Origin of the sequence: Paenalcaligenes sp. Me131 (assembly GCF_050487225.1) — a bacterium.
In the GTDB taxonomy this organism is placed as follows: Bacteria; Pseudomonadota; Gammaproteobacteria; order Burkholderiales; family Burkholderiaceae_B; genus Paenalcaligenes.
In genome coordinates this window covers 1488657-1510507 of the sequence record NZ_JBKQGY010000001.1, presented here as the reverse complement: position 1 = coordinate 1510507, position 21851 = coordinate 1488657, and the positions used below count along the sequence as shown (strand labels likewise).

General features: G+C 50.8%; 20 protein-coding genes and 2 tRNA genes. 10 read left to right on the top strand and 12 right to left on the bottom strand.

From position 1 onward, the window contains the following. The first annotated feature begins 5 nt into the window (after positions 1-5). Positions 6-2201 (top strand): TonB-dependent receptor, encoded by a 2196-nt coding sequence (locus ACLPHM_RS07360; RefSeq protein ID WP_430220578.1) that lies wholly within the window; start codon positions 6-8, stop codon positions 2199-2201. A gap of 129 nt (positions 2202-2330) precedes the next feature. Here the strand turns inward: ACLPHM_RS07360 and ACLPHM_RS07355 are convergent, their stop codons facing one another. Continuing rightward, positions 2331-2942 (bottom strand): hypothetical protein, encoded by a 612-nt coding sequence (locus ACLPHM_RS07355; protein WP_430220577.1) that lies wholly within the window; start codon positions 2940-2942, stop codon positions 2331-2333. A 131-nt stretch (positions 2943-3073) separates the two neighbouring features. After that, positions 3074-3439, bottom strand: coding sequence for a glutathione S-transferase C-terminal domain-containing protein (locus ACLPHM_RS07350; protein ID WP_430220576.1), 366 nt, complete (start codon positions 3437-3439; stop codon positions 3074-3076). A 146-nt stretch (positions 3440-3585) separates the two neighbouring features. Between ACLPHM_RS07350 and ACLPHM_RS07345 the strand changes: the two genes are divergently transcribed. After that, positions 3586-4482 (top strand): EAL domain-containing protein, encoded by an 897-nt coding sequence (locus ACLPHM_RS07345; RefSeq protein WP_430220575.1) that lies wholly within the window; start codon positions 3586-3588, stop codon positions 4480-4482. Positions 4483-4491: 9 nt separating this feature from the next. On the opposite strand, the gene ACLPHM_RS07340 is transcribed toward ACLPHM_RS07345, so the two are convergent. Beyond that, entirely contained in the window at positions 4492-5151 is a 660-nt protein-coding gene (locus ACLPHM_RS07340; RefSeq protein ID WP_430220574.1) for a response regulator, read from the bottom strand. 992 nt (positions 5152-6143) lie between these two features. On the opposite strand from ACLPHM_RS07340, the gene ACLPHM_RS07335 reads away from it, so the two are divergent. Genes ACLPHM_RS07335 through ACLPHM_RS07310 form a run of 6 tightly spaced genes read left to right on the top strand, consistent with a single transcriptional unit; the run spans position 6144 to position 12313 of the window. After that, positions 6144-7148, top strand: coding sequence for a TRAP transporter substrate-binding protein (locus ACLPHM_RS07335; RefSeq protein ID WP_430220573.1), 1005 nt, complete (start codon positions 6144-6146; stop codon positions 7146-7148). A gap of 2 nt (positions 7149-7150) precedes the next feature. After that, positions 7151-9067 (top strand): TRAP transporter large permease, encoded by a 1917-nt coding sequence (locus tag ACLPHM_RS07330; RefSeq protein ID WP_430220572.1) that lies wholly within the window; start codon positions 7151-7153, stop codon positions 9065-9067. Between the two features lie 14 nt (positions 9068-9081). Continuing rightward, positions 9082-9843 (top strand): SDR family NAD(P)-dependent oxidoreductase, encoded by a 762-nt coding sequence (locus tag ACLPHM_RS07325; protein WP_430220571.1) that lies wholly within the window; start codon positions 9082-9084, stop codon positions 9841-9843. 4 nt (positions 9844-9847) lie between these two features. Then, entirely contained in the window at positions 9848-10639 is a 792-nt protein-coding gene (locus tag ACLPHM_RS07320) for an aspartate/glutamate racemase family protein (RefSeq protein ID WP_430220570.1), read from the top strand. 10 nt (positions 10640-10649) lie between these two features. Continuing rightward, complete coding sequence (locus tag ACLPHM_RS07315; RefSeq protein ID WP_430220569.1) at positions 10650-11462, top strand: IclR family transcriptional regulator domain-containing protein; 813 nt, start codon at positions 10650-10652, stop codon at positions 11460-11462. After that, positions 11441-12313: a DNA-binding transcriptional regulator gene (locus tag ACLPHM_RS07310; protein ID WP_430220568.1), complete on the top strand. Its 873-nt coding sequence runs from the start codon at positions 11441-11443 to the stop codon at positions 12311-12313. Before ACLPHM_RS07315 ends, ACLPHM_RS07310 begins: the two co-directional genes overlap by 22 nt. Before the next feature lie 136 nt (positions 12314-12449). On the opposite strand, the gene ACLPHM_RS07305 is transcribed toward ACLPHM_RS07310, so the two are convergent. The 6 genes from ACLPHM_RS07305 to ACLPHM_RS07280 all read right to left on the bottom strand — a co-directional run bounded on the left by ACLPHM_RS07305 (position 12450) and on the right by ACLPHM_RS07280 (position 16890). Further along, positions 12450-13319 (bottom strand): alpha/beta fold hydrolase, encoded by an 870-nt coding sequence (locus ACLPHM_RS07305; protein WP_430220567.1) that lies wholly within the window; start codon positions 13317-13319, stop codon positions 12450-12452. Between the two features lie 82 nt (positions 13320-13401). Next, entirely contained in the window at positions 13402-14202 is an 801-nt protein-coding gene (locus ACLPHM_RS07300; RefSeq protein WP_430220566.1) for a 2-keto-4-pentenoate hydratase, read from the bottom strand. A 51-nt stretch (positions 14203-14253) separates the two neighbouring features. Then, a complete protein-coding gene (locus ACLPHM_RS07295; protein ID WP_430220565.1) occupies positions 14254-15201 on the bottom strand; it encodes a 3-carboxyethylcatechol 2,3-dioxygenase in 948 nt (315 codons plus the stop codon). A gap of 336 nt (positions 15202-15537) precedes the next feature. Next, positions 15538-16464, bottom strand: coding sequence for an alpha/beta hydrolase (locus ACLPHM_RS07290; RefSeq protein ID WP_430220564.1), 927 nt, complete (start codon positions 16462-16464; stop codon positions 15538-15540). 163 nt (positions 16465-16627) lie between these two features. Further along, positions 16628-16703: transfer RNA gene (locus ACLPHM_RS07285), tRNA-Gly, on the bottom strand. Positions 16704-16814: 111 nt separating this feature from the next. Next, positions 16815-16890 (bottom strand) — tRNA-Gly (locus ACLPHM_RS07280). A 319-nt stretch (positions 16891-17209) separates the two neighbouring features. Here ACLPHM_RS07280 and murB point away from each other — a divergent pair. Continuing rightward, entirely contained in the window at positions 17210-18214 is a 1005-nt protein-coding gene (gene murB / locus ACLPHM_RS07275; protein WP_430220563.1) for a UDP-N-acetylmuramate dehydrogenase, read from the top strand. 9 nt (positions 18215-18223) lie between these two features. Here the strand turns inward: murB and dapB are convergent, their stop codons facing one another. Both dapB and ACLPHM_RS07265 read right to left on the bottom strand, forming a co-directional pair. Further along, on the bottom strand, positions 18224-19015 hold the full coding sequence (gene dapB, locus ACLPHM_RS07270; RefSeq protein ID WP_430220562.1) for a 4-hydroxy-tetrahydrodipicolinate reductase: 792 nt from the start codon (positions 19013-19015) through the stop codon (positions 18224-18226). A 14-nt stretch (positions 19016-19029) separates the two neighbouring features. Further along, positions 19030-19512 carry an outer membrane protein assembly factor BamE gene (locus ACLPHM_RS07265; RefSeq protein ID WP_430220561.1) on the bottom strand — a complete coding sequence of 161 codons (483 nt, stop codon included), beginning with the start codon at positions 19510-19512 and terminating at the stop codon, positions 19030-19032. A 158-nt stretch (positions 19513-19670) separates the two neighbouring features. Here ACLPHM_RS07265 and fur point away from each other — a divergent pair, with 158 nt between their 5' ends. After that, positions 19671-20129, top strand: a complete 459-nt coding sequence (gene fur / locus ACLPHM_RS07260) for a ferric iron uptake transcriptional regulator (protein WP_135865641.1) — start codon at positions 19671-19673, stop codon at positions 20127-20129. 65 nt (positions 20130-20194) lie between these two features. Here fur and recN read toward each other — a convergent pair whose 3' ends face one another. Next, a complete protein-coding gene (gene recN / locus ACLPHM_RS07255) occupies positions 20195-21844 on the bottom strand; it encodes a DNA repair protein RecN (protein WP_430220560.1) in 1650 nt (549 codons plus the stop codon). Between the last annotated feature and the right edge of the window lie 7 nt (positions 21845-21851).

Below are 21851 nucleotides of genomic sequence, written 5' to 3'. Positions count from 1 at the left end.
TGGCGATGCAAGGAGTAGTCAGATTGAGTGTAGGGCGTTTGGTGGTGTTGTCGGTGTTTGCGGTGCCTGCAGTAGTGACGGCACAAGAGCAGACCGAGGACATAGCTGCCAAGCAGTTATCCACCATTACCGTGAATGCCAGTGCCGATGCCTCTAAAGATGGCTTGTTGCCAGAGTATGCGGGTGGGCAGGTGGCGAGCGGGGGGCGAGTCGGGATTTTAGGGTCCTTAAGCAATATGGACTCCCCCTTTAGTGTGAACAGTTATACCAGCCGTTATATAGAAGAACTGCAGGCCACGACTGTGGCAGATGTAGTGCGTCATGATCCTTCGGTACGTACGGCACGGGGGTTTGGTAATTTCCAAGAAAGCTTCTTTATCCGGGGCTTCTTAACAGCGTCGGATGACATTGCGTATAACGGCTTGTTCGGTTTGTTACCCCGACAATCTACCGCAGCAGAGTTGGCGGAGCGTATAGAAGTGCTGCATGGCGCGGGTGGTTTCTTATATGGTGCAGCCCCTTCGGGTGGTGGTATAGGTGGGACCATTAACGTGTTGCCTAAACGTGCCTCGGACGACCCACTAACGCAAGTCGGTGTTGGGTATGCTACGGGCGCACAGCGTTATATCAAAGCCGATATCTCGCGTCGTTTTGCGGATAATGCAGCCGGTGTACGAGTGAATGCGGTCAGGCGCACAGGCGGCACCGCTGTTGATGGAGAGCATGCCAGTTTAGATCTCTATACCGTTGGGATGGATTGGCGCGGCGAACGTTTCCGCCTTTCTGCCGATGTGGGTTATCAAGAGCATAAATTACGTGAGATTAGGCCGAATGTGACGCTGCATGCTGGTTTGACAGCGCTGCCTGATATGCCGTCTAACAAGCGTAATTTTGCACAGCCGTGGACGTACTCCAATGAGAAAACCGTCTTTGGAACCGTGCGGGGTGAGTACGATCTGAATGATGCCATTACGCTCTGGGCGGCGTATGGCATGAAGCATGGTAAAGAAGAAAACCAGCTCGCCGGCTTAACGGTAACCAATGCCGTTACCGGTGATGGCACGATGTCCCGTTTTGATAACAGTAGGCGAGACGATGTCAAAACTGGGGAGTTAGGGGTGCGCGCCAGTTTTGAAACAGGCCCGGTATTGCATGAACTTGTGGCTGCGGCGTCGGTGTATGACCACAAAGAGAAAAACGCTTGGGCCATGGGTTCGGCGTTGAACAGTAATTTGTACAACCCGGTAGACCATGCTTTGCCACCAATTGCTTTTACGGGTGGCGATTTAGGTTCGCCAGGGCTGGTGGGGCGTACGAAGCTGACCAGTTATACCATTGGCGATCTCATGTACATGTGGGATGACCGTCTAGAGTTAATGCTGGGCTTGCGTCATCAGGTGATGGAATCACGTAGCTATGCGTATGGCACGGCTGACTTAGAGCGTAAAGACAAGCAACGCCACACTAGTCCTGCGGTAGGGCTGGTCTTTAAGCTAACAGATGAGTGGGCGCTGTATGGTAACTACACCGAAAGTTTAGCCCAAGGTGCCATCGCCCCTAATACCTATGACAATCAACCCGTAGTCAATGCGGGGCAGCGCCTATCGGCATTTGTCGCTAAGCAAAAAGAAGTAGGTGTTAAGTACGATAACGGCTCTATAGGTGGAGGCTTAACCTTCTTTACTACGACCAAACCCAGATCATTGGTAAACAGTGATATGTACTTTGAGGAGTCCGGTAAAGACCGCCACAACGGGGTGGAGTTGAGTTTTTATGGCCAGTTAAGTGACTCCTTGCGCTTGCTTGGCGGGGTGACCATGCTGGATGCTAAGCAAAAGCAAACAGGCGATGCGAGCAGTGATGGGAAACGCGTTATTGGTGTACCGCGTTGGCAAGGAAACATAGGGCTAACATGGGATGTGCCACGTGTAGAAGGGTTCTCCTTGGATACACAGTTACTGGCTACAGGTGCTAGGTATGCGAATGCGAGTAACTCAATTAATGTGCCGGGTTGGATGCGTTGGGATGTGGGGGCTAGTTACACCAGAAAAGTATCTGGCGTGCCGGTTACTGTTCGTGCCAGTGTAGAGAACGTGGCCAATAAATCGTACTGGTCTTCTGTAGGTGGGTATCCTAATAATGGTTATTTGGTACTCTCGCAGCCACGCACTTTTATGTTGAGCGTTTCGGCTGAGTTTTGATAGCCTCATCAGTGTGATTGCCGTAAAAAAGCCATGGTAAAACTACCATGGCTTTTTCTACTCTGCTAGCACGTGCCTACCGTTACAGTGCTGCAGGATGTATTTGTGTAGGTGGCTTAAGTAAAAAGGCTACGCACGGTTTTTTAACCAGTTCTGATACGCCGCACGCGTCACACTAGATACCGATTCCAGTACCTTCTGATGGGTGACTTGATGGCGTACCGCCAAGCGAGCATCAGCCACGGCTTTGGATTTACAAAACCAGTGGCAACTGTGTTGGAACAAGTAGAGCTCAGCCGACAAATGGAAGGCTCGGCCTTTAGCGTCTAAGCCTTCTTCGTTATCCACTACATACCGCAAGCCAACGGCATGAATAGCCAGTAGCTCACGAAAATCGCGGGTAATCATAGGCAAGAAGCGTTCGGCATAAGGGACGCACATGGGTAACGTGCCTACGCTTGTGGCTTCTTGGCTTTCTTTCTGTATGGAGGTGGCCAAAGTTTGGATTTGTGCGGCCACGGCACGCTCGGTTTGCGCGTAGGTTTCCAGCACCTGCAACTGACGCATTTCGTCGGTTTCTTTAATGGCGCGGGTATAGCCCTGCGTCAGCGTTTCCATGTGGCGTTCAAGTTGCAGATTGGATAAATGACGTCCAAGCAGTGCAATATGCGTACGCTGATACTTCGTACGTAGCACATGCCACACCACAAAGGCTGCCAATAGGGTTAATGCAATATCCATTGCTTGAGTTCCTTAATCGTCCACGAAACATAGCGTCGTAAAACAAAAAGCCCAAACACGAGTTTGGGCCTGTATTCGACCTATATGGGTGCCGGCGATTGTAGCACTTGTGACCCAAATCTAGGGGATGCCTAGCCTTTTGGAAAGGTCTCTTTCATGGATGTCCGTTTGGATACTTCCGCAAACCATTGTGTCAATTTAGGGTGGTTAGTGCGCCAGTCTTTATCGGGGAAACGGAAGTCCAAATAGCCTAGTGTGCAGGCAGCGGCAATAGCACCGGCGTGGAAACCACCGTTGGTGAGGGACTCAAACCATTTGTTTTCTAGGTCGTCTAAACCAGAATCCACTTTGGCTATTTGACCGTTAAACCAGTCCTCCCAATACAGCTCTTTGGGGCGCATCACGGTTTCGTAGCGGCACAGTAGGCATGCGTCCAACATAGCATCGCACAAGGCTTCCAGTGTCAAAATCTCGAAGCGTCGGTCAGCGTGGTACATGCCTAGATAGCGGCTTTACAGAACCTTACTTTCAGACTTGTCTTAGTTTGAAAGGCCATAAAGAGTTCTATGCTACGGGCATTGACGATGGCCTGTAGAGCAAACTTTTTTTGTTTGCGGATGCCCGTCTTTTTTCGGGGATTCTTATGTATTCACTATTCAGCTCGCCATCGCACACCAGTACAGACTGGCGTGTAAACCAGCGTAAGCAGATTGGTGGTGCATCAAAATCACAGAAAAACAATGTGTTATGGACCAGTGAGCAGGTTGGCTTACTCATAACGCGTAATTCGTTACTCAACGCCTTGGAACAGAAACAAATCCAAGCGTGGTTACAGCCCAAGATAGCGGTGGGCTCGCAGCAATTAGTAGCCGTAGAAGCGTTGGCTCGTTGGTCTCACCCAGAATGGGGAGTGCTGACACCGGACGTATTTTTGCCTTGGTTTGAGTCTTATGATTTGGACGAGGCACTACTGATGCATATGTTGGAAGAAGCCTTGGCTTTTCAAACATATTGGCGTGAACAGGGTGTAGTGATTCCTGTTGCTGTTAATCTACCTACCCATTTATTAGATGATTCCACCTTGCCACAAAGGTTGGGGCAGTTTGTAGAGGCCAAACAAGGACGACATAGCGATATCTCGTTCGAACTACTAGAGACCTCAGATACTGCCACTACGCATGCATTATTTACCGGAGTATGTAGTTTGGCGGACTATGGATTTGGTTTGGCGCTGGATGATTTTGGCGTTGACTATGGCTCTATGCAGCGTTTGTTATTAGCGCCTTTTTCTGAGCTTAAACTGGATCGTAGTTTGGTGCAGGGCGTATCCGACATGCCTGAAAGAGCGGAGCTTGTACGTACAGCGATTCGTACCAGTAAGCAGCGCGGATTAAAGGTTACAGCAGAGGGAGTAGAAACGCAGGCAGAGCTCGCTTTTTTACAGCAAGCAGGTTGTGATTATGCCCAAGGGTATATGTTTGCTAAACCTCTGCCCGTCGCAGAGTTAGCGACCTGGATGCGTCAGCATGGAGCCGTGTAAGTACCCAGACTAGGTGAAAAGGTTATGTTGTGAACAGAACGTAATCAAGTCTTGGTTGTTATCCACATTGAGTTTGCGCATGGCCGTGACCTTCTGCGAACTGACCGTTTTGATACTACGGTTTAATTGCTCGGCAATATTGCTAATAGAGTTGCCTTGAACAAAGAGTCGTAGCACTTCGAACTCTCGTGGGCTCAGTGTGTTGAGTCGTTCTTGTACAGAACTATGCAACGTTGTTCTAGAGGCATACTGCTTAAACGTTGCAGGATAGTATTTAACGCCTTGGCGAAGTAGGTGTAAGGCGACCAGTACCTCAGAAAGCTCGTCTTGTTTGAGTACCACGCCCTGAACCCCAGCATCGTATAACGACGAAATAATCATGGGGTTAGATACCATGGTTAACACGATAAGCTGAACATTCTCGAATCGACGCTGTAGGTAGGAAATAAAGCGGATGCCATCCCCGTATTGCTCGTCGCCCGGCATAGAGTAATCAGTGATCACCACATCTGGCGGGGAAGTTTCTAGTTGTTGTACGAGTTCGGAGGGTGTAGCGGCTACGGCGTCTACGGCTATGTTGATATCGCGGCTAAGCAACTCACGTATACCCATAAGAATCAATGGGTGGTCATCCGCAATGACGACTCGTAGTTTCTTCAAAGTTAACATGCAAGGTTCCTAGCGTATTTTTTAGCTACGTTTTACGTAGCGGGCCGCGTAGTGCTGCGTAGAAGCAATTGTGGGACGAGAATTCTTTATTTTACCAGCAGAGTATAGGGTGCACTCTCTGCTAGTTGTGCCCTGTGAATCTAGAGCGTCATTGTAGACCCCTTACGATGACGCCTTCTGTCATTAGATGATTGTACTAGGCGGCTAAGAGAGTGTCTGGCCTTTAGTAGCCCTGTTTTTGTGCAGAAGACGTGATTTTTGTTGTTGTGAGAGACATGGCACCATCCCTAAAAGAAGAAAGCCTGCTTCTTGCATGAAATAGCTGATGAATACAGCGATATAGCGAGATAGGCGAGCTTCTGGGGGCATGGTAGCGATGCTGCAATAGAGCAAAGTCCCTTTGTTAAGTATTGTCATCGTGCAAAAGGGCGCTAAGCGTATGTAGGTGGAAGGCAACATACTGCGGCGCTGATGCACTCAGTGCGTGCCCCTGCTGGGGGGAGCGGACTCACCTACTGCTCGCAACCGCGTTCACTTTTCTTCAAACACCCACACGCTACGTTGTGATCTCAAACAATGTGCATTATTACGGCTTGTGTAAGCGACCGCCTTTCTCCATCACCATACTTTTGACGGTGTGATGGGGGAGCTCGAGGTAATTGACGCTTTTCGCATTCGAGAAAAGTGCCGTGATGTCCTCTGTACATTCTTTAAACCTATGACAAGTTCATCAGGTAAACACCCAAAAAACAGCGAGAAACAACGCCAATAAAGGCTTATGGGGTTATCCCTGAATATGTGTTTACTAGGTGAACACCTAAAGGATTTCGATTGCTCTGCTACACGCGAGTGTGTGTAATACGAACTCTTGCCGGACCTAACCCTAGGTAAGCGATCAAAAAAAGTGAATGGCACGGCTGCGTATCCCGCCACAGATACGCGCAGTGCGAGCTAGCTCAGCACGGTAAGCCAACCAAAATACGGAGATAACGATGAAACGAATCCTCATGGCAGCACTTTGCGCCTTCTCTTTAACATGCGGGGTGACGGCGACGGCTAAACCTACAACACTAAAATTCGCCAACTTTGCAGGGCCCAACGCATATTTGACCAAAGGTATGTTTGAGCCCCTGATCAAAGACATAGAAGAAGACTCACAAGGTACGCTGAAAATTCAGTTGTACTCAGGTGGTTCATTGGTCAAAGCCGAGGATACTTTTGACGCGGTGCGTCGTGGTTTAGTGGATATGGCGTGGGGCGTAACAGGCTACACACCTGGTCGCTTTAAAGTTGCGGATATTCCCGAGATTCCCTTCCAAGCACGTACTGTAGGAGAAGCTTCTACTGGCGTATGGCGCTTGTACGAAGAAGGCTTGATGGATGGCTTTGACGATGTGAAAGTATTTGCCATGGTGTCGTCCGGCATTTTGTCGGGTCACAGCGTGAGCGAAATCAGTTCGTTGGATGACTTTAAAGGGCACCGTATTCGTGCAGCAGGCCCCTTGGCCAGTGCATCGGTAGAAGCGTTGGGTATTATCCCTGTGGGTTTACCTGTGTCACAAACGGCTGAAAACCTGTCCAAGAAAACCTTGAGCGGCAGCTTAAACGATTGGAACGCCGTGTACACATGGCAGGTACTGGACTTTGTGCCGTATCACATTGATGTGCCTATGGGTTCTAGTACGGTGTTCTTGGTGATCAACCAACGTGCGTATGATCGTCTGCCTCCAGAAGCTAAAGCAGCACTGGAAAAACACGGTGGTGCTAACTTCTTGCCGCGTTGGTCTGAGGGCTTGGGCGGTGAGAACGCACGTCTACGCGCTCAACTGGCCGAGAATCCTGCACACACGATATTGACGCCTAGCGAAGAAGATGTTGCACGTTGGTCGGCGGCGATCCAACCCGTGATTGACACATGGGTAGCCAGCATGCCTGAAGGCCAGCGTATTTGGGAAGTGTATACCCAAGGTATTGAATCCCAGCGTGGAGCGCAATAAGCATGAGTTCAGCCAATATTGTGGAAACTTCCGCCAAGGCTGATTGGGCAGACCAGTTTTGTAAAGTAATGGCCTGGGCCGTCTTAACGTTGCTGTTGTTTGTGTCGGCAGGGACGTTAGTAGACATCTTGCTGCGTGCCTTTACATCGTACACCGTGAGGGGGCTATTCGAATTGAATGGCCTGTTCATGGCCATCATCGTAGCTGGGTTGTCAGGGCTGGTTTTTGTACGCCATCTAAATATCCGCATGGATGTGATGAAGGTAGTAGCGGGCCGTAATCAAACGGCTGTGCACTTGGTGTGTGAAATCGCCGAGGTACTAGTGTTTGGTTGGTTAGCGGCATCGTTGCTGTTTCGTGCGATGGATGCTCAAGAGTACGGCGAAAAAACGATGGTAGTGGGCTGGCATACCGCAGGTTGGTGGGCGGTTGCTGGTGTACTGATGTCATTGGCGGTGCTGACTGTGCTGATTCAGACCGTGAAGCATTGGTATGCGCTGTGCCGTGATCGTGGTTACGCCCAACCTGGTTTCTGGCGTGGTGCGTTAGTTACGGTAGGCACCATTGCGGTGTGTGCGGTACTGACAGTGTTGTTCATCAACGAAGACAGCAGCCCCGGCATGCAAGCCAGTATGGCGTTCTTGGTTTTGTACTTGCTGATTGCGGCCCAGATTCCTATTGGCGTGTCATTGATGTTGGTAGGCGTGGCCAGTTTGGCGCTGACTATGGGTGGTGAACAGGCGCTGGTGGTATCCCAAAACGAAGTAGGCCGTGCGTTGACCAGTATGGACATGGCAGCGATTCCACTGTTCTTGTTGATGGGTAACTTTGCGACGTGGGCAGGTCTGTCAGGCGATATTTTTAACTCCGGTACAGCCTTGTTGGGGTCGCGTCGTGGTGGCTTGGCGATGGCATCCGTATTGGGATGTGGCGGTTTTGGTGCCATTTGCGGCTCGTCTATCGCCACCACGGCTACCTTCGGTAAAGTGGCTTTCATCGAGATGGAACGCCGTAACTATGCGCACAGTTTGGCAGCGGGTTGTATTGCGGCTGGCGGTACGTTGGGGGCGTTGATCCCTCCGTCTGTTGTGCTGATTGTGTACTGCGTGGTGGTAGAGCAATCCATTCAGATCGCTTTCCAAGCAGCATTGGTGCCCGGCCTGTTGGCACTGACCATGTATGTACTGGCGATTTTTGTGTCAGTACGACTCAAACCTAGTTTGGCGCCTGATGTAGAAGAATTTAACTGGCCAGTTGCTCGTGCAGCGTTAATCAAAGCATGGCGTCCAGTATTACTGTTTGCATTGGTGTTGGGCGGTTTGTATGGCGGTATCTTTACGACGCAAGAAGCCGCCTCTGTTGGTGCATTGTTGGCGTTTTTGTTTGCCATCAGCACCAAAGGTTTCACGCTAGAAAAATTCAAAGCGTCATTGGTAGATACGGCCATCAATGCTGGTGCGATTTACGTCATCTTTATTGGTGCAAATATTTTCGCCAGCTTTATGAGCTTCACCGATATTGCCCAGTTAGTGTTGAGCATTATCGACATAGAGACTATGCCTAATTGGTTGATTCTATTTGGCTTGGTGGTGTTCTATTTGTTGCTGGGTACGGTGTTCGATACCTTGGCTGCCGTGTTGGTGACTACACCGCTAGTGGTGCCTCTGATTCTAGGCATGAACTATGACCTGATCTGGTGGGGCGTGGTGACGCTATCGTTAGTGGAAATTGGCATGATTACGCCACCGCTGGGCATGAACGTATTTGTGATGCGCAGTGTGGTGGGTGATCGCTTACCGTTGTCTACCATTTTCCGAGGCGTGACACCTTTCTTGGTCGCTGATTTAATCCGCGTCATTCTACTCACATCGTTCCCCATCATTACGATGTGGTTGCCTAGCGTGCTGAGTAGTAATTGAGGGAAATAATAAACATGAATGAAAATCGTATTGCCCTAGTAACGGGCGCTGCTGGTGGTATTGGTCAAGCCGTTTGTCAGGCCTTGGCCGAGCAAGGCTTGCAAGTGGTATTGGCCGATTTGGATCTAACGGCAGTACAAGCGGTGATGGCGACGTTACCAGGGCACGGTCACCGTGCAGCGAGTGTAGACATCAGCAACATCACCTCCGTAGAGCAACTGTTTGCGAGTTTGCGTGATGACGGTATGCGGGTGTCTGTGTTGGTAAACACCGCCGCTATTTCCCCTGTAGGGGAAGGCGGTGCGGTGATTGATGTAAAAGGTACTACCCCAGAACTATGGGACAAAGTGTTTGCGGTGAATGCCTTCGGTACTTATGCGGTTTGCAGAGCATTCGTGATGCAAGTAGATCAAGATACTCAGTATGGTCGCATCATTAACTTTGCTTCTACCGGGGCGCAGTTAGGTGGCTACCGTTCGTGCACGGCCTATGTGGCCAGCAAGGCAGCAGTCATTGCCTTCACTAAAGCTTTAGCGCGTGAAATGGCCCCCATGAACATTACGGCTAACGTGGTGTCGCCTGGTCTAATCGACACGCCTATGCTACGTACGCGCTTGGCCCCCGAGGACGATCATAAGTCGGTTGGATTAGTACCGTTAGCGCGAGTGGGCTTACCAGAAGAGGTAGCGGCGGCAGTGACGTATTTGGTAGGGCCTTTGGCATCCTATGTGACAGGTAGCACCGTAGACGTCAACGGCGGCTACTACATGGTGTAAGGGGATGACGATGAAAATTTGGCATCAATCCAGCGTCGATCTGGATAACTACCCTGTGTATAAAGCGTCGTTGGCAACGCACTATGCACGTATTGCCAACCCGGGTACCGAAATTGTGTTGCATGGGGTGCCGGAGTCTATGTGGCACGGCAAGTCGCCCAGTGAAGTGATGAAGGTGCCCTATGCCTATCACAAAGCCATGAGCCGGCAGCTTTTGCACAATGTGCATCAAGCTGAAAAAGAAGGCTATGACGCATTTGTGATTGGCACCTACACAGAACCACTGTTGCGTGAGTGCCGTTCGTTGGTGGATATTCCGGTGATTTCTATGCCAGAAAGCACTGTGCTGATTTCGTGCTCTATGGCGCAGCAAATTGGCTTGGTGACATTGAACGAAGAAAATCAGTGGTTCCTGAAAAACGCCATGCACCGCCATCGTTTCGAGGCACGTATTAGTGGCATCTATGTGATTGAGCCGCAGCTACCAGAGCGCAGCATCGAACAGGTGTTTCTGGACCCTAGCGAATACATTGCGGCTTTCACAGAAACCGCACGACGCGCCATTGCAGAAGGGGCTGATCTGATCGTTCCCGCTGAGGGCTTGGTGGCCGAAGTGTTGGCCGCCAATGATGTGTATGAAATCGATGGCGTCAGTGTGTTGGATGGGGTGGGAGCACCACTGTCGTATGCAGAAATGTTGGCTAAGTTGCATAAGCTCACGGGTTTGCATGCGGGTAGACGGTGGCATTACGTGAAGCCCAGCGAAGAAATGCTGAAGCTCTATCCTCCTATTTGAGGCACAGACTATGCCAGAAACTGATATCTACCCCAGAGTCAGGGCCTTAGAGCGCGGTTTAGAGCTCATCGGGGCGCTAAGTGATCTGGGTTGGGCTACGCCAGGGGAACTGGCGAAGTACACCGGCATACACCGAGCCACGGTTTACCGCTTGTTGTTTACCTTGGAACAGGCGGGCTATGTGTACCTGCGAGCAGGTGATGGACGTTATTTTCTGACCAAGCATTTTCGTCGTTTCGCCGATAGCGTGAAAGACGAAGATTGGGTGGTGCAGGTCATTGGCCCCTATATGGGGCGTTTGCTTGCACAGGTGCAGTGGCCTAGCGATTTTGCGACCTTTACGTCAGGGCATTTGGAAATTCGCGAATCCACGCACCGCTTTAGTCCCATGTCGGTGAACCGTGCGATGGTAGGAAAAACTCGGCCATTACTGCGCTCAGCGATGGGCATTGCCATCTTGAGCGAAGTGGCAGACGAGAGCCTAGAGCAGATGTTAGATCTTGCCAGCCTCATGCAGCCTGATGGCGTCTCAAAAGACGATATGCGGCACGAGCTGCTGCAGCGTCGTATAGAAGCCCGTCGTTTAGGCTATGCCGAATCCTCAGGTGGTACCGAGCCCAACATTAGCGCCATCGCCTACCCAGTATGTTGGCGCAATCGCGTGCTAGGGGCGATCAATATCATCTTTTTCAGAAGTGCGATGACACCCGCCAAAGCCGCTGAGCGTTATTTGGATGCGCTGCATAAGTGTGTGCGTGACATAGAAAGCGAACTCGATTCCTTACCATTGGGAGAGTATGGATGGCCCAGGTACAAGCCTTAAGAGCCTCCTCATCGTGGGTGGCCGACAGTATTATTGTAAAAGAGTGGGATGAGTCAGATGACCCATCTTGCTATAGGCCTATTGAGAGTTTGCGTCGAGGCTTAGAAATCCTGCGCAGCCTGAATCAGGCAGCAGGGGGCTACGCCTCTATCAAAGAAATCAGTGCGGCCACAGGCATACATCGCACAACGGTACGCCGCATGCTGGAAACTCTGCAGAACGAAGGCTATGTGCGTCGTAATGCAGCGGATGAATGCTATAGCTTGAATCAGAAAGTACGACAGTTGAGCGACGGCTTTACCGACGAAGATTGGGTGTCTCAAATTGCCAGCGAGGCCTTGAAACGCTTGCAGCAAAAAGCCGTGTGGCCATCGGACTTGTGCGTCTTGGATGGTGCCAGCATGGTGGTACGCGAAACCACGCATAGGTTTAGCCCGTTGTCGTTTCATAAGGCCATGATACGTAGACGCATGCCCATTTTATTTACTGCAGTGGGCAGGGCGTATTTAAGTGCGTGCTTGGATTCTGAACGCGATGAAATTCTACATTTATTGCGATCAGGTACTGACGAGCAAGCACGATTAGCACGTAACCCACAGTTAGTATCGGCGTTATTGCAGAAAACCTGGGAGCAGGGCTTTGGCTCTAACGACGGGGATTGGCATGAGCAAACCCGTATGGGGGCGATTGCTTTACCCATTTGCCATGAACAGCGCGTGTTGGGATGTCTCAATATTATTTTTACTAAAAATGCGATGACTACCCGAGAGGCCGAGCAACGTTTATTACCCGCGTTGCGTTCTACTGTGGATGAAATAGAGGCACAGTTGAACAGCTCTGGTATGTGGTAACCGCTGCAAGTCGCTATGTAGGGCATGGAATATGCCTGCTTTGTAGTGCGTTGACTGTCTACTGATTTCCCGTTGCTCTTGCTCGCCATTTTGTATGACGAACAAGAGCAACGCGGCCGTAGCCGCGTTTAGGGAGTTAGTCTTTACTGAAGAACTCAATAACCATCTGGTTGAATTTATCAGCGTGTTCCCACTGAGCCCAGTGGCCACAACGGCTGAAAATGTGCAGTTCAGCATCGGCCAAGCCCCACAGCAGGCGCAGACCAATATCCATCGGTACAAAGCGGTCGTCACGGCCCCAAATGATCAATGCAGGTGCTTTGATCTCGCCCAAGCGTGGCCCGAAGTCAGGGAACTGACGAGGGTTAGCTTCCAAGCTTTTCACAAAGTTGTCCAAGTGTTCGCGTCGGGACAGCATGTTGTCTAAACGAGCTTGGAACAGTTCTTCAGTCAGGTTTTTGGTATCGAACACAAACACTTGCATCATGCGACGCAGGTTTTCGATCGTAGGTTCACGGTATAGCGCTTGCAGCAGTTTGATGCCTTCAGCAGGCATAGGCACAAACTGGCTAGGGCCGCCTGTACCACCACCCATCAGAACGATTTTGCCGATACGCTCAGGGTTAGCCAACGAGAAGGCAACGGTACTGTGGCCGCCCATGGAGTTACCAATGATGTGAGCACGTTCGATGTTTAGCACATCTAACAAGCCTTTCAGTGCGCGGCCGTTCAGGTCAGAGCGAGAGCTGGTACAAACGATAGGGTCGCTTTTGCTCCAGCCGGGGCAGTCCATCAAAATGACGCGAAAACCGGCGTCGTATAACGGTTGTACGTTGCGATTGAAGTTAGCCCAACCGCTAGCACCTGGGCCAGAGCCGTGAATCATAACGACTACTGGGCCATTACCGCCGGTGTCGTTGTAGTGAATTTGTAGGTCTAGATCTTGTTCTTTGATATGAGCGAAGCGGCTGGTGCTGGCTTCAGTATGTAGCACGGTTGTGGTCATGATGATTCCTTGTCATTGATCGGCACCTAAGCACCGGGAAATGCGAGAGGAGCAGGCTGGTTATTCAGCCTGCACAGCAGAGTTATTCAAAACGCACGGACACAGGGCCCATGCCGGCAATCTTGACGTTGAAGTGTTGGCCGCTTTTCGCGACAGCCATGGGGCCTAGCGCGCCAGTCAGTACGATGTCACCCGCTTGTAGTGGACGCCCGCAACGCACCATGGTGTTAGCCAGCCAGACGGCTGCGTTCATGGGGTTACCTAAGCAGGCTCTACCGTTACCACGCGAGACCACTTCACCATCGCATTCCATTTCCATGGCGCAATCAGTGAGGTCTATGTCGCGCAGCAGTACAGGGCGGCTACCCAATACAAACAAGCCGCTGGAGGCGTTGTCGGCCACGGTGTCCACAAAGCGTATGTCCCAATTGGCAATACGGCTGTCCACCACTTCAATGGCGGGTAAACAGTATTCGGTAGCGTTAATCAGGTCGGCGTAGTTATGGTGTTCGCGAGTTAAGTCGCGGCCTAATACCAGAGCAATTTCTGCTTCGGCCTTGGGCTGAATCAGGCGGCCAGCGGCGATAGCGTCGCCATCACCTACGTGCATGTCATCAAAGAGCATGCCAAAGTCAGGTTGGTCTACGCCCAATTGTGCTTGTACAGCCAACGACGTCAGGCCAATTTTTCGGCCCACTAAGCGGCGGCCTTGTTCTAAGGCGAAACGAGTATTAGCTTCTTGCACTGCGTAGGCCGTATCAGCACTGACGTTTTGCAGACGGTCACGCAGAGCAGCAACAGGTTGGCCTTGTTCCGCTGCTAACCGTAGCGCGAGCGCGGCATCAGCAACTGTGAGTGACGAGAGTTGGTTATCGAGTGTCATAGTGGTGTGTCCTACAGACTAGATCAGTAAGTGACGTGTTGTTGGTGAGCGTTAGGCCGGCTCGGCACTCATCACGCCATAGCCAGCAATCCATTCATTCACGGGGCGGTAGTAATCTTTAGTGCCGTCGTAATGGCCCATGGCAGACAGCGCAGCAAAAGCGGCAATCCAGGTACGTACTTCATGGGTGGAACGGCCTGCTGTTTTAGAGATCACATCAATTTCAAAGTCATCCACTTTGTACAGATCTCGGTTGATCAGCAGATCCATGAAAGCGTGATCCCACTCTTGGTTGAGTGGCGTCAGATCGCAGTCAGGAGTACCAAAAATCTTCCCAGTTGCCAGCGTGCGTGCTTGACGTGCGGCGCGTGCTTCGGGAGTAGGATTGCGCCCAGAAATCAAGAACTCAGAGATCTCAGGCTTAGCGCCGGAAAACACGGGTACAGGCGGTTCGTGTGACAAGCCGCCAGAACCTAAAATCAGTACGCGTTTGTTTAGGCCAGCGATGAACTTACCCACAGCTTCGCCCAACAGACGAATACGGCGGTAGGGAGCAAACGGTGGTGCTACGGAATTGATGATGATAGGAATCACTGGGTAGCGGGTAAGGCTGCCAGTCATTTCTTCCAGAATCTGTGTGCAGCCATGATCCACTTGCAAGCGATGAGACAGCGCTACGTCCAGATCGCTATCCAGCAGGTGACGAACTAGGTCTAGGGCCAGCTTGTCTGGAATAGACAGAGGACCTGGCAGCGTTTTGTAATCTGCAACAGATTCTGCAGCAGTCGCCACCACAAAGGGCGGCATCAAATCATAAAACAAGCCGTTGTAATGATCCGGTGCAAAGACCACGATCAGCTCTGGATCAAAGGCCTCCACCTCGGCACGAGCGGCGGCAATCACCGCATCGACTTCGGCGACAACGTTAGGGGCAGGGTCATTGAGACCGCGCAATGGGGTGTGCGACAGGCACTTAAGCTTAACAACGCTGGTACTCATAGAATCTCCAGATTTCGTGGCTGAACCGGCAGGCTCTACAGCAAATCGCCGATTCAGGATGGCTTTTGTCTTAATCAGGTAGGGGAGGAAATGCGCTTTATGCCGCCATGTGTATAGTCACTTGCTAGCAAGAGGGCGTCATTTCTGTCTCGGTATCTTGTGTTTTGGAGGGAGCTCATGCGCCCTCGTATTTGTATGAACTGATTTTATGGATGGCCTTGTGGCCGCACAAAAATAGTTGTTTGCAGGTGCACTCTGTGCACCGCCAGTGGGCATAAAAAAAGACCCTGCGAAAGCAGGGCCTTGATCAGTGTCAGGCTGTAGTATGTGGGGCGTTTACTGTGGAGGTGTCGCAGCCAAGCGTAGCGCAGGCTTCAATGATGCCCTCAACATTTGGCCATGATGTAACTCACTGAAGTTTTCATAGCTAATATCCACGCCATCCATTTGCAAATCTCTAACTATATCTTTGGCTGACCATTGAGCACGCGAATCTGAGGCGCTTCTGCTCTTAGAGCGATTGCCGCCTTCCATGAGGCGTATTTTCTTGCCTAGGGCTTTGCTGCGATCAAAGTGTGTAAAAGTATCGGTCACTAAAAAACCGTCGTGCCACCACAGTGACGCATCACCCGCTACGTAGCGTTGGTAAAGTTCTGGGCGGGTAAATAGCGTATACAGCGTAAATAAACCGCCATAAGAATGCCCCCACAGCGTTTGGCGAGAATGGTCGGTAGGGGCGCGCAAATCCACTTCGGGTTTTATACGAGTCTCGATGAGCTCCAGAAACTCAGCAGCGCCTCCCCCTATACGCCCACGTACTTCTATCTCTTTTTGTTCTACGCCATCCTTAAACACCGGAGGCGTGTAGTCATAAGCGCGGGCCGTCGTATCGTGACTGCCATTAATGTCATAGCCAATGGCTACCAATACCGTAGGCGACAGCGCATCCATGGCGGTGAGGTCGGTGGTATCAATATTGGTTAACGCTGCATTGCCATCCAACATATAAATCACCGGAAAACCGGTAGCTGGGGCTGGGCGTTTAGGGATGCCTACTTCTATCTTGTAATGACGTTTGCCATCTTCTGATGAGAGCGTAAAGCTCTCGAATCTATACGTGGCGAGTTCTTGATCGGCGATGCTAGGGGCTTGCACTCGCTCAATTTGACGTCCATTTTGTTGTGCTGGTTGTGCAGCAGTAGGTAAAGCGTAGCTAAAGGAGACGGCGGCGATACCAAGCAGAAGGTGACGTAAGACAGGCATTATCGTGATTCTATTGATGCAAATAGGAATCGTTATTATCACATTAATACGAGATGACGGGGAAGTGGGGGTGAATCAGAGTGTTAGTTGGTGTGTGAATCAAGAAGGGTAGGCAGGGAATAAACGCAAAAAAGCCCAAACCGAAGTTTGGGCTTTTTTAATTTGGAGCGGGAAACGAGGCTCGAACTCGCGACCTCAACCTTGGCAAGGTTGCGCTCTACCAACTGAGCTATTCCCGCATTTAAGCGTTGCCTGCTTTGTTAACACTGCTACCTGTTTTCAGGTTTGAACTAATGCTAACGTAGCTGATATAAAAAGCCCAAACAATGGCTTGGGCTTTCTAAAGAATTTGGAGCGGGAAACGAGGCTCGAACTCGCGACCTCAACCTTGGCAAGGTTGCGCTCTACCAACTGAGCTATTCCCGCTTATTTTCCTTCTCAGGAAAGATTAGAATTATAAGTTGGTTTCTTTTGTTTTGCAAGTATCTTGCTGGAACTTCAAAACCACTTTTCTAATCACCGCCGCACCTACATTGCTGTTTGTTTGGCTACACTTGATTGTTTGGTGTTCAATCAAGCCAGAAAGTGAATATAGCGGGTTTTGCGCTATTGTGTCAAGCGGTTTTGAGAAATGATTTGAAATAAATGCACCTAAGGCCGGTTATGCAGCGAAGTAGGGACAGTACCTGCTTTATACTCAAGGCTGGACTTTCTCTGCTGACGTGACAAGCAAACACACCTAACTATGTTGAATAACCAAGATCTATCCCGCTGTAATACCTTTGGACTGCCTTGTGTGGCACAGACGCTGTTTAGGTTTGAACAGGTGTCTCAGTTGCCGACGCTCAGTGCGGCTATTAAAGAGTATGCACAACATCGCGTATTGGGTGGTGGTAGCAACGTCATTACGCACCCCGACTTGGCTGGGTTGACCATTCACGTGGCCAACAAAGGTATACGGTTATTGTGCGAGCACGATAATTTCTGGTTGGTGGAAGCTAGCGCGGGCGAGGTCTGGCACGATTTTGTGGCCTACACCCTAGAGCAGGGTTGGTATGGTTTAGAAAACTTAGCGTTGATTCCTGGCACAGTAGGCGCGGCACCTGTACAAAATATTGGAGCCTATGGCCTAGAGCTAGAGCAGCGTGTGCACAGCGTTTTGGCATGGAATTTGCTAGAGGGCGAGCTATACGAATTTAGTGCGGAAGAGTGCGAGTTCTCGTACCGAGACAGTATGTTTAAGCGTGCTAAGCCAGGCACATGGTTGATTATTGCGGTGCGGTTTAGATTGCCCAGACAGTGGCAGCCGTTATTGCAGTATCCTGATTTGCGAGATCATGCCTCATTGCAACATGCGCCTACGGCACAGGCCGTATTTGAAGCAGTGTGCGAGGTACGTCGTACCAAGTTGCCTGACCCCGCTCAAGTGGGTAATGCGGGTAGCTTCTTTAAGAATCCAGTGGTGCAGGCTGAGCAGTACGCCGTATTGCGTACACAGCATCCTAATGTGGTGGCGTATGCGCAAGCTGATGGCCGCTATAAGTTGGCCGCTGGCTGGCTAATTGATCAGGCTGGCTGGAAAGGGCGTGAAGCAGGCGCAGTAGCTATGCATCCACGTCAAGCGTTAGTGATGACTAACTGTGGTGGGGCGGTGCTGGAAGATGTGTTGAATCTGGCGCAGCAGATTCAGAATGATGTGCAGCAAAAGTTTGGCGTACAGCTGGAACAAGAACCTGTGCTGTACGCCTAACCTAGGCTGTTAGCCTGCTAGCACGTCTTGCATGTTGAATAGACCGTGTTGCTTGTCTTTCAAGAAGCGAACCGCGCGTAAGCTACCTTGTGCGTAGATAGTGCGGTTACTGGCACGGTGAGAAATCTCAATACGCTCACCTTCGCCGCAGAAAAATACGGTGTGATCGCCAATAATGTCGCCACCACGTACTACCGAGAAACCAATATTGCCTTCTTTGCGCGCACCGGTGTGACCGTGGCGTGCCCAGTCGGCGATCTCGTCTAGTGGTTTGTTCCAGGCTGTGGCAATCGCTTCACCCATCGCTAAGGCCGTGCCGGATGGCGCATCTACTTTATGACGGTGATGGGCTTCAAAAACTTCCACATCAAAGCCGCTTTGCAGCATTTTTGCTGCCATTTCCAACAGTTTTAGCGTGGCGTTCACGCCTACGCTCATGTTGGGGGCAAACAGCACAGCGACTTTTTCGGCGGCTTGTTGGATGAGGGCTTTTTCGGCTTCAGAAAAACCGGTAGTACCAATCACGCACTTGGTGTTGTGACGCACGCAAGCGTCTAGGTGTGCCAATGTGCCTGCGGGGCGAGTGAAGTCAATTAAGCAGTCGGCGTTTGCTAACTGATTAAGATCGTCACTAATAGCCACCCCTGTGGCGCAACCCATAAATGCACCCGCATCTTGGCCTACGGAAGTAGAGCCAGTATGGTCGAGCGCAACGGCGAGAGTCATGTCGTTGCTGTTCAGTACAGCTTCAATCAGCATGCGGCCCATACGGCCGCTTGCTCCAGCAATGGCGATACGCATACAAATTCCAGAAATTATTGATCAGGGCTGCGGTAGTTGTCCGTGATATTGGGGTTTTCTGCTTCCAATGGGGATTCATCTACGCTTTGCTGAATGGTGTTAGGGGTGTCTGGGCCCATTGTGGCGGGGTTTTGGAATGGCTCGTGATTAGGTTGGTGATCACCATCCCAGCGCACCAAGGTGTTGCCATCAAACCAAACGGTAAACAAACGTTTCTGTACGTCGCCGTAGCCAGGTTTGTTGTAGTAAGGGTAATCCCAGCGATCCGAGTGGAAAATATCTTGCAGAGTAGGGGTGCCCAGTACGAAACGTACTTGCTCACGGGTCATGCCGACGCGCAGTTGTTCTACCTGCTCAGAGGTAATCCAGTTACCTTGCTGTATGTCAGCTTTGTAAGGAAATCCCCACTTTGTACCGCCGCACGCGCTCAGTAATAGTGCGGTAAAACACATGGCTGCGCCGGTGCGTAGGACAGAAGAGTAGTTTTTTGCTTTCATCAGCTTACCGTGCTCTTGTTAAATAAAATCGTTATTATAAGGGATATGAGTTTGGACATCCGTGCATTATGCTACGATGTAACCCATCTCGGAATCCGTCGGTGCTTGTTGCCAGATGGGTCTCGAACCCTTCCCCCTTTCAGATATTAATTTTAGCTATGAACGATCAAAACGAACTGAAAAGCATGGGGCTTAAGGCGACATTCCCACGCCTCAAGATTCTTGATATTTTTCGCCGCAACGACGATACCCAAGAGCTGCGTCATTTAAGCGCAGAAGATGTGTACCGTCTGCTGATTGCCGACGATGTGGATATTGGTTTGGCCACAGTGTACCGTGTGCTGACTCAATTCGAGCAAGCTGGTATTTTGGCTCGCAGCCAGTTTGATGGTGGCAAAGCGGTATTTGAATTAAACGATGGGGATCACCACGATCACTTTATTTGCACCAATTGTGCAAAAGTGGTTGAGTTTTCTGATCCTGAAATTGAAAAACGTCAGCATAAAATTGCTGATAAGTTAGGTTTCGAGCTGGAAAGCCACACAATGGTGTTGTATGGCCTGTGCAATGATTGCACCAGCACTGGTCGCGCGACTGGCCGAGGCATGCCTCGCTAAGTAGTGGTGATCAGTACGGCTAGTACGATGAAAAACGGCTTGCATATTACGTGCAAGCCGTTTTTTTATGGACGAGATAGCATCTCTTTGGCGTGCTGACGAGTAGTGTCGGTGATGGCGATACCACCTAACATACGCGAGATCTCTTCCACGCGAGCGTTGTTGTCCAGCGCGTGTATGTGTGAACGGGTTTGACCATCGTGACTGCGTTTGCTGACTTGCAAGTGATGTTGGCCTTGAGCAGCCACTTGCGGCAAGTGAGTTACGCACAGCACCTGATGGCGTTGTCCCAGCTCACGCAGCAATTTACCTACTACTTCGGCCACGGCACCACCAATACCGGTATCGACTTCGTCAAAGATTAAGGTAGGCACTTGGGCTGCTTGGCTGGCAATCACGGCCAAGGCGAGAGATATCCTTGCCAGCTCGCCACCAGAGGCTACTTTGGCCAAGGGGGCAGGGCGTACACCAGCGTGACCCGCCACGAGGAACTCCACCTGCTCATTGCCGTGCGCAGAAGGTTTACAAGCATTGAGTTCTACGGCAAATTGGCCGCCTTGCATGGAAAGCTCTTGCATGGCATGGCTGACTTGCTGGCTCAATTGTTTGCTGGTGATCAAGCGCGCTTGACTGAGTTGAGCTGCTGCTGTGTCGTAGTGGGTTTTGGCTTGAGCGACTTTAGCTTCCAACTGTTCTAAGTCAGCATCTTCGGTCAGTTGTTCCAACTGTTGGGTAATAGACTCAAACAGCGCCAGTAGCTCTTCAGGTTCGCAGCGGTATTTGCGTGCCATGCTGAAAATGTCTGCCATGCGCTCTTCTAGTACAGACAAACGATCAGGGTCTAGTTCTACCGCACTCACGTAGCTATTTAAATCAGAAATGGCTTCAGAGCTTGCGATACGCGCAGATTCTAGTGTGTCCAGAATGGGCTGCAAAGCGGCGGGGTCATGGTGCAGCAATTTGGTGATTTCTTGTGTGGCTGAGAACAACGCACGTTGTGCGGCTTGGTCTTCACCATCCAGTAAATTTAAAGCACGCGTCGCACCATCCAGTAGCGATTGCGCATGTGCTAAGCGCTGATGCTCTACACCGGTTTGTTCCCACTCGCCTGGTTGCAACGCTAAGGTTTGCAGCTCATCGTATTGCCATTGCAGCTTTTCGCGTTCGGCTTGTAAGCCTGCCGAATGTTCTTGGGCTTGGTGTAAGCGTTGCTGTAGAGATTGCCATGTGTTCCATGCAGCCGCTACTTGCTTGGCTAGCTCTTGGTGTCCACCTTGTGAGTCTAACAACGCATATTGATTTGCACTTTTGAGCAGGCTTTGATGGGCATGCTGACCATGTATGTCTACAAGGTGTTCACCCACATCACGCAGTTGCCCCAAGGTGGCGGCTGTGCCGTTGATATATGCACGACTACGGCCTTGAGCGTCAATGACACGGCGTAGCAATAAATCCTCGCCATCGTCCAAGTCGTTATTTTTCAGCCATTCACGAATGTCATCATCCAGATCAAAGTGCGCACTGAGATCGGTTTTCTCGCACCCTTCACGTATGACACGGGTGTCGCCGCGAGCGCCAAGCAGCAGCGACAGCGCATCTATAAGTATGGATTTCCCGGCACCAGTTTCACCAGAAAAGACGGTGAAGCCATCTTCGAAATCGATGAGGGCTTCATCCACAATGACAAAATCACGTATATGCAGGGATCGCAGCATAAGCAGG

Excerpts from the sequence above, each read along its gene's own strand:
- ACLPHM_RS07305 (WP_430220567.1), bottom strand. The coding sequence starts at position 13,319 with ATGACCACAACCGTGCTACATACTGAAGCCAGCACCAGCCGCTTCGCT.
- ACLPHM_RS07330 (WP_430220572.1), top strand. The coding sequence starts at position 7,151 with ATGAGTTCAGCCAATATTGTGGAAACTTCCGCCAAGGCTGATTGGGCA.
- ACLPHM_RS07335 (WP_430220573.1), top strand. The coding sequence starts at position 6,144 with ATGAAACGAATCCTCATGGCAGCACTTTGCGCCTTCTCTTTAACATGC.
- ACLPHM_RS07265 (WP_430220561.1), bottom strand. The coding sequence starts at position 19,512 with ATGAAAGCAAAAAACTACTCTTCTGTCCTACGCACCGGCGCAGCCATG.
- ACLPHM_RS07325 (WP_430220571.1), top strand. The coding sequence starts at position 9,082 with ATGAATGAAAATCGTATTGCCCTAGTAACGGGCGCTGCTGGTGGTATT.
- fur (WP_135865641.1), top strand. The coding sequence starts at position 19,671 with ATGAACGATCAAAACGAACTGAAAAGCATGGGGCTTAAGGCGACATTC.
- ACLPHM_RS07320 (WP_430220570.1), top strand. The coding sequence starts at position 9,848 with ATGACGATGAAAATTTGGCATCAATCCAGCGTCGATCTGGATAACTAC.
- ACLPHM_RS07360 (WP_430220578.1), top strand. The coding sequence starts at position 6 with ATGCAAGGAGTAGTCAGATTGAGTGTAGGGCGTTTGGTGGTGTTGTCG.
- ACLPHM_RS07340 (WP_430220574.1), bottom strand. The coding sequence starts at position 5,151 with ATGTTAACTTTGAAGAAACTACGAGTCGTCATTGCGGATGACCACCCA.
- dapB (WP_430220562.1), bottom strand. The coding sequence starts at position 19,015 with ATGCGTATCGCCATTGCTGGAGCAAGCGGCCGTATGGGCCGCATGCTG.
- ACLPHM_RS07310 (WP_430220568.1), top strand. The coding sequence starts at position 11,441 with ATGGCCCAGGTACAAGCCTTAAGAGCCTCCTCATCGTGGGTGGCCGAC.
- ACLPHM_RS07315 (WP_430220569.1), top strand. The coding sequence starts at position 10,650 with ATGCCAGAAACTGATATCTACCCCAGAGTCAGGGCCTTAGAGCGCGGT.
- ACLPHM_RS07300 (WP_430220566.1), bottom strand. The coding sequence starts at position 14,202 with ATGACACTCGATAACCAACTCTCGTCACTCACAGTTGCTGATGCCGCG.
- ACLPHM_RS07355 (WP_430220577.1), bottom strand. The coding sequence starts at position 2,942 with ATGGATATTGCATTAACCCTATTGGCAGCCTTTGTGGTGTGGCATGTG.
- ACLPHM_RS07345 (WP_430220575.1), top strand. The coding sequence starts at position 3,586 with ATGTATTCACTATTCAGCTCGCCATCGCACACCAGTACAGACTGGCGT.
- ACLPHM_RS07295 (WP_430220565.1), bottom strand. The coding sequence starts at position 15,201 with ATGAGTACCAGCGTTGTTAAGCTTAAGTGCCTGTCGCACACCCCATTG.
- recN (WP_430220560.1), bottom strand. The coding sequence starts at position 21,844 with ATGCTGCGATCCCTGCATATACGTGATTTTGTCATTGTGGATGAAGCC.
- ACLPHM_RS07350 (WP_430220576.1), bottom strand. The coding sequence starts at position 3,439 with ATGTACCACGCTGACCGACGCTTCGAGATTTTGACACTGGAAGCCTTG.
- ACLPHM_RS07290 (WP_430220564.1), bottom strand. The coding sequence starts at position 16,464 with ATGCCTGTCTTACGTCACCTTCTGCTTGGTATCGCCGCCGTCTCCTTT.
- murB (WP_430220563.1), top strand. The coding sequence starts at position 17,210 with ATGTTGAATAACCAAGATCTATCCCGCTGTAATACCTTTGGACTGCCT.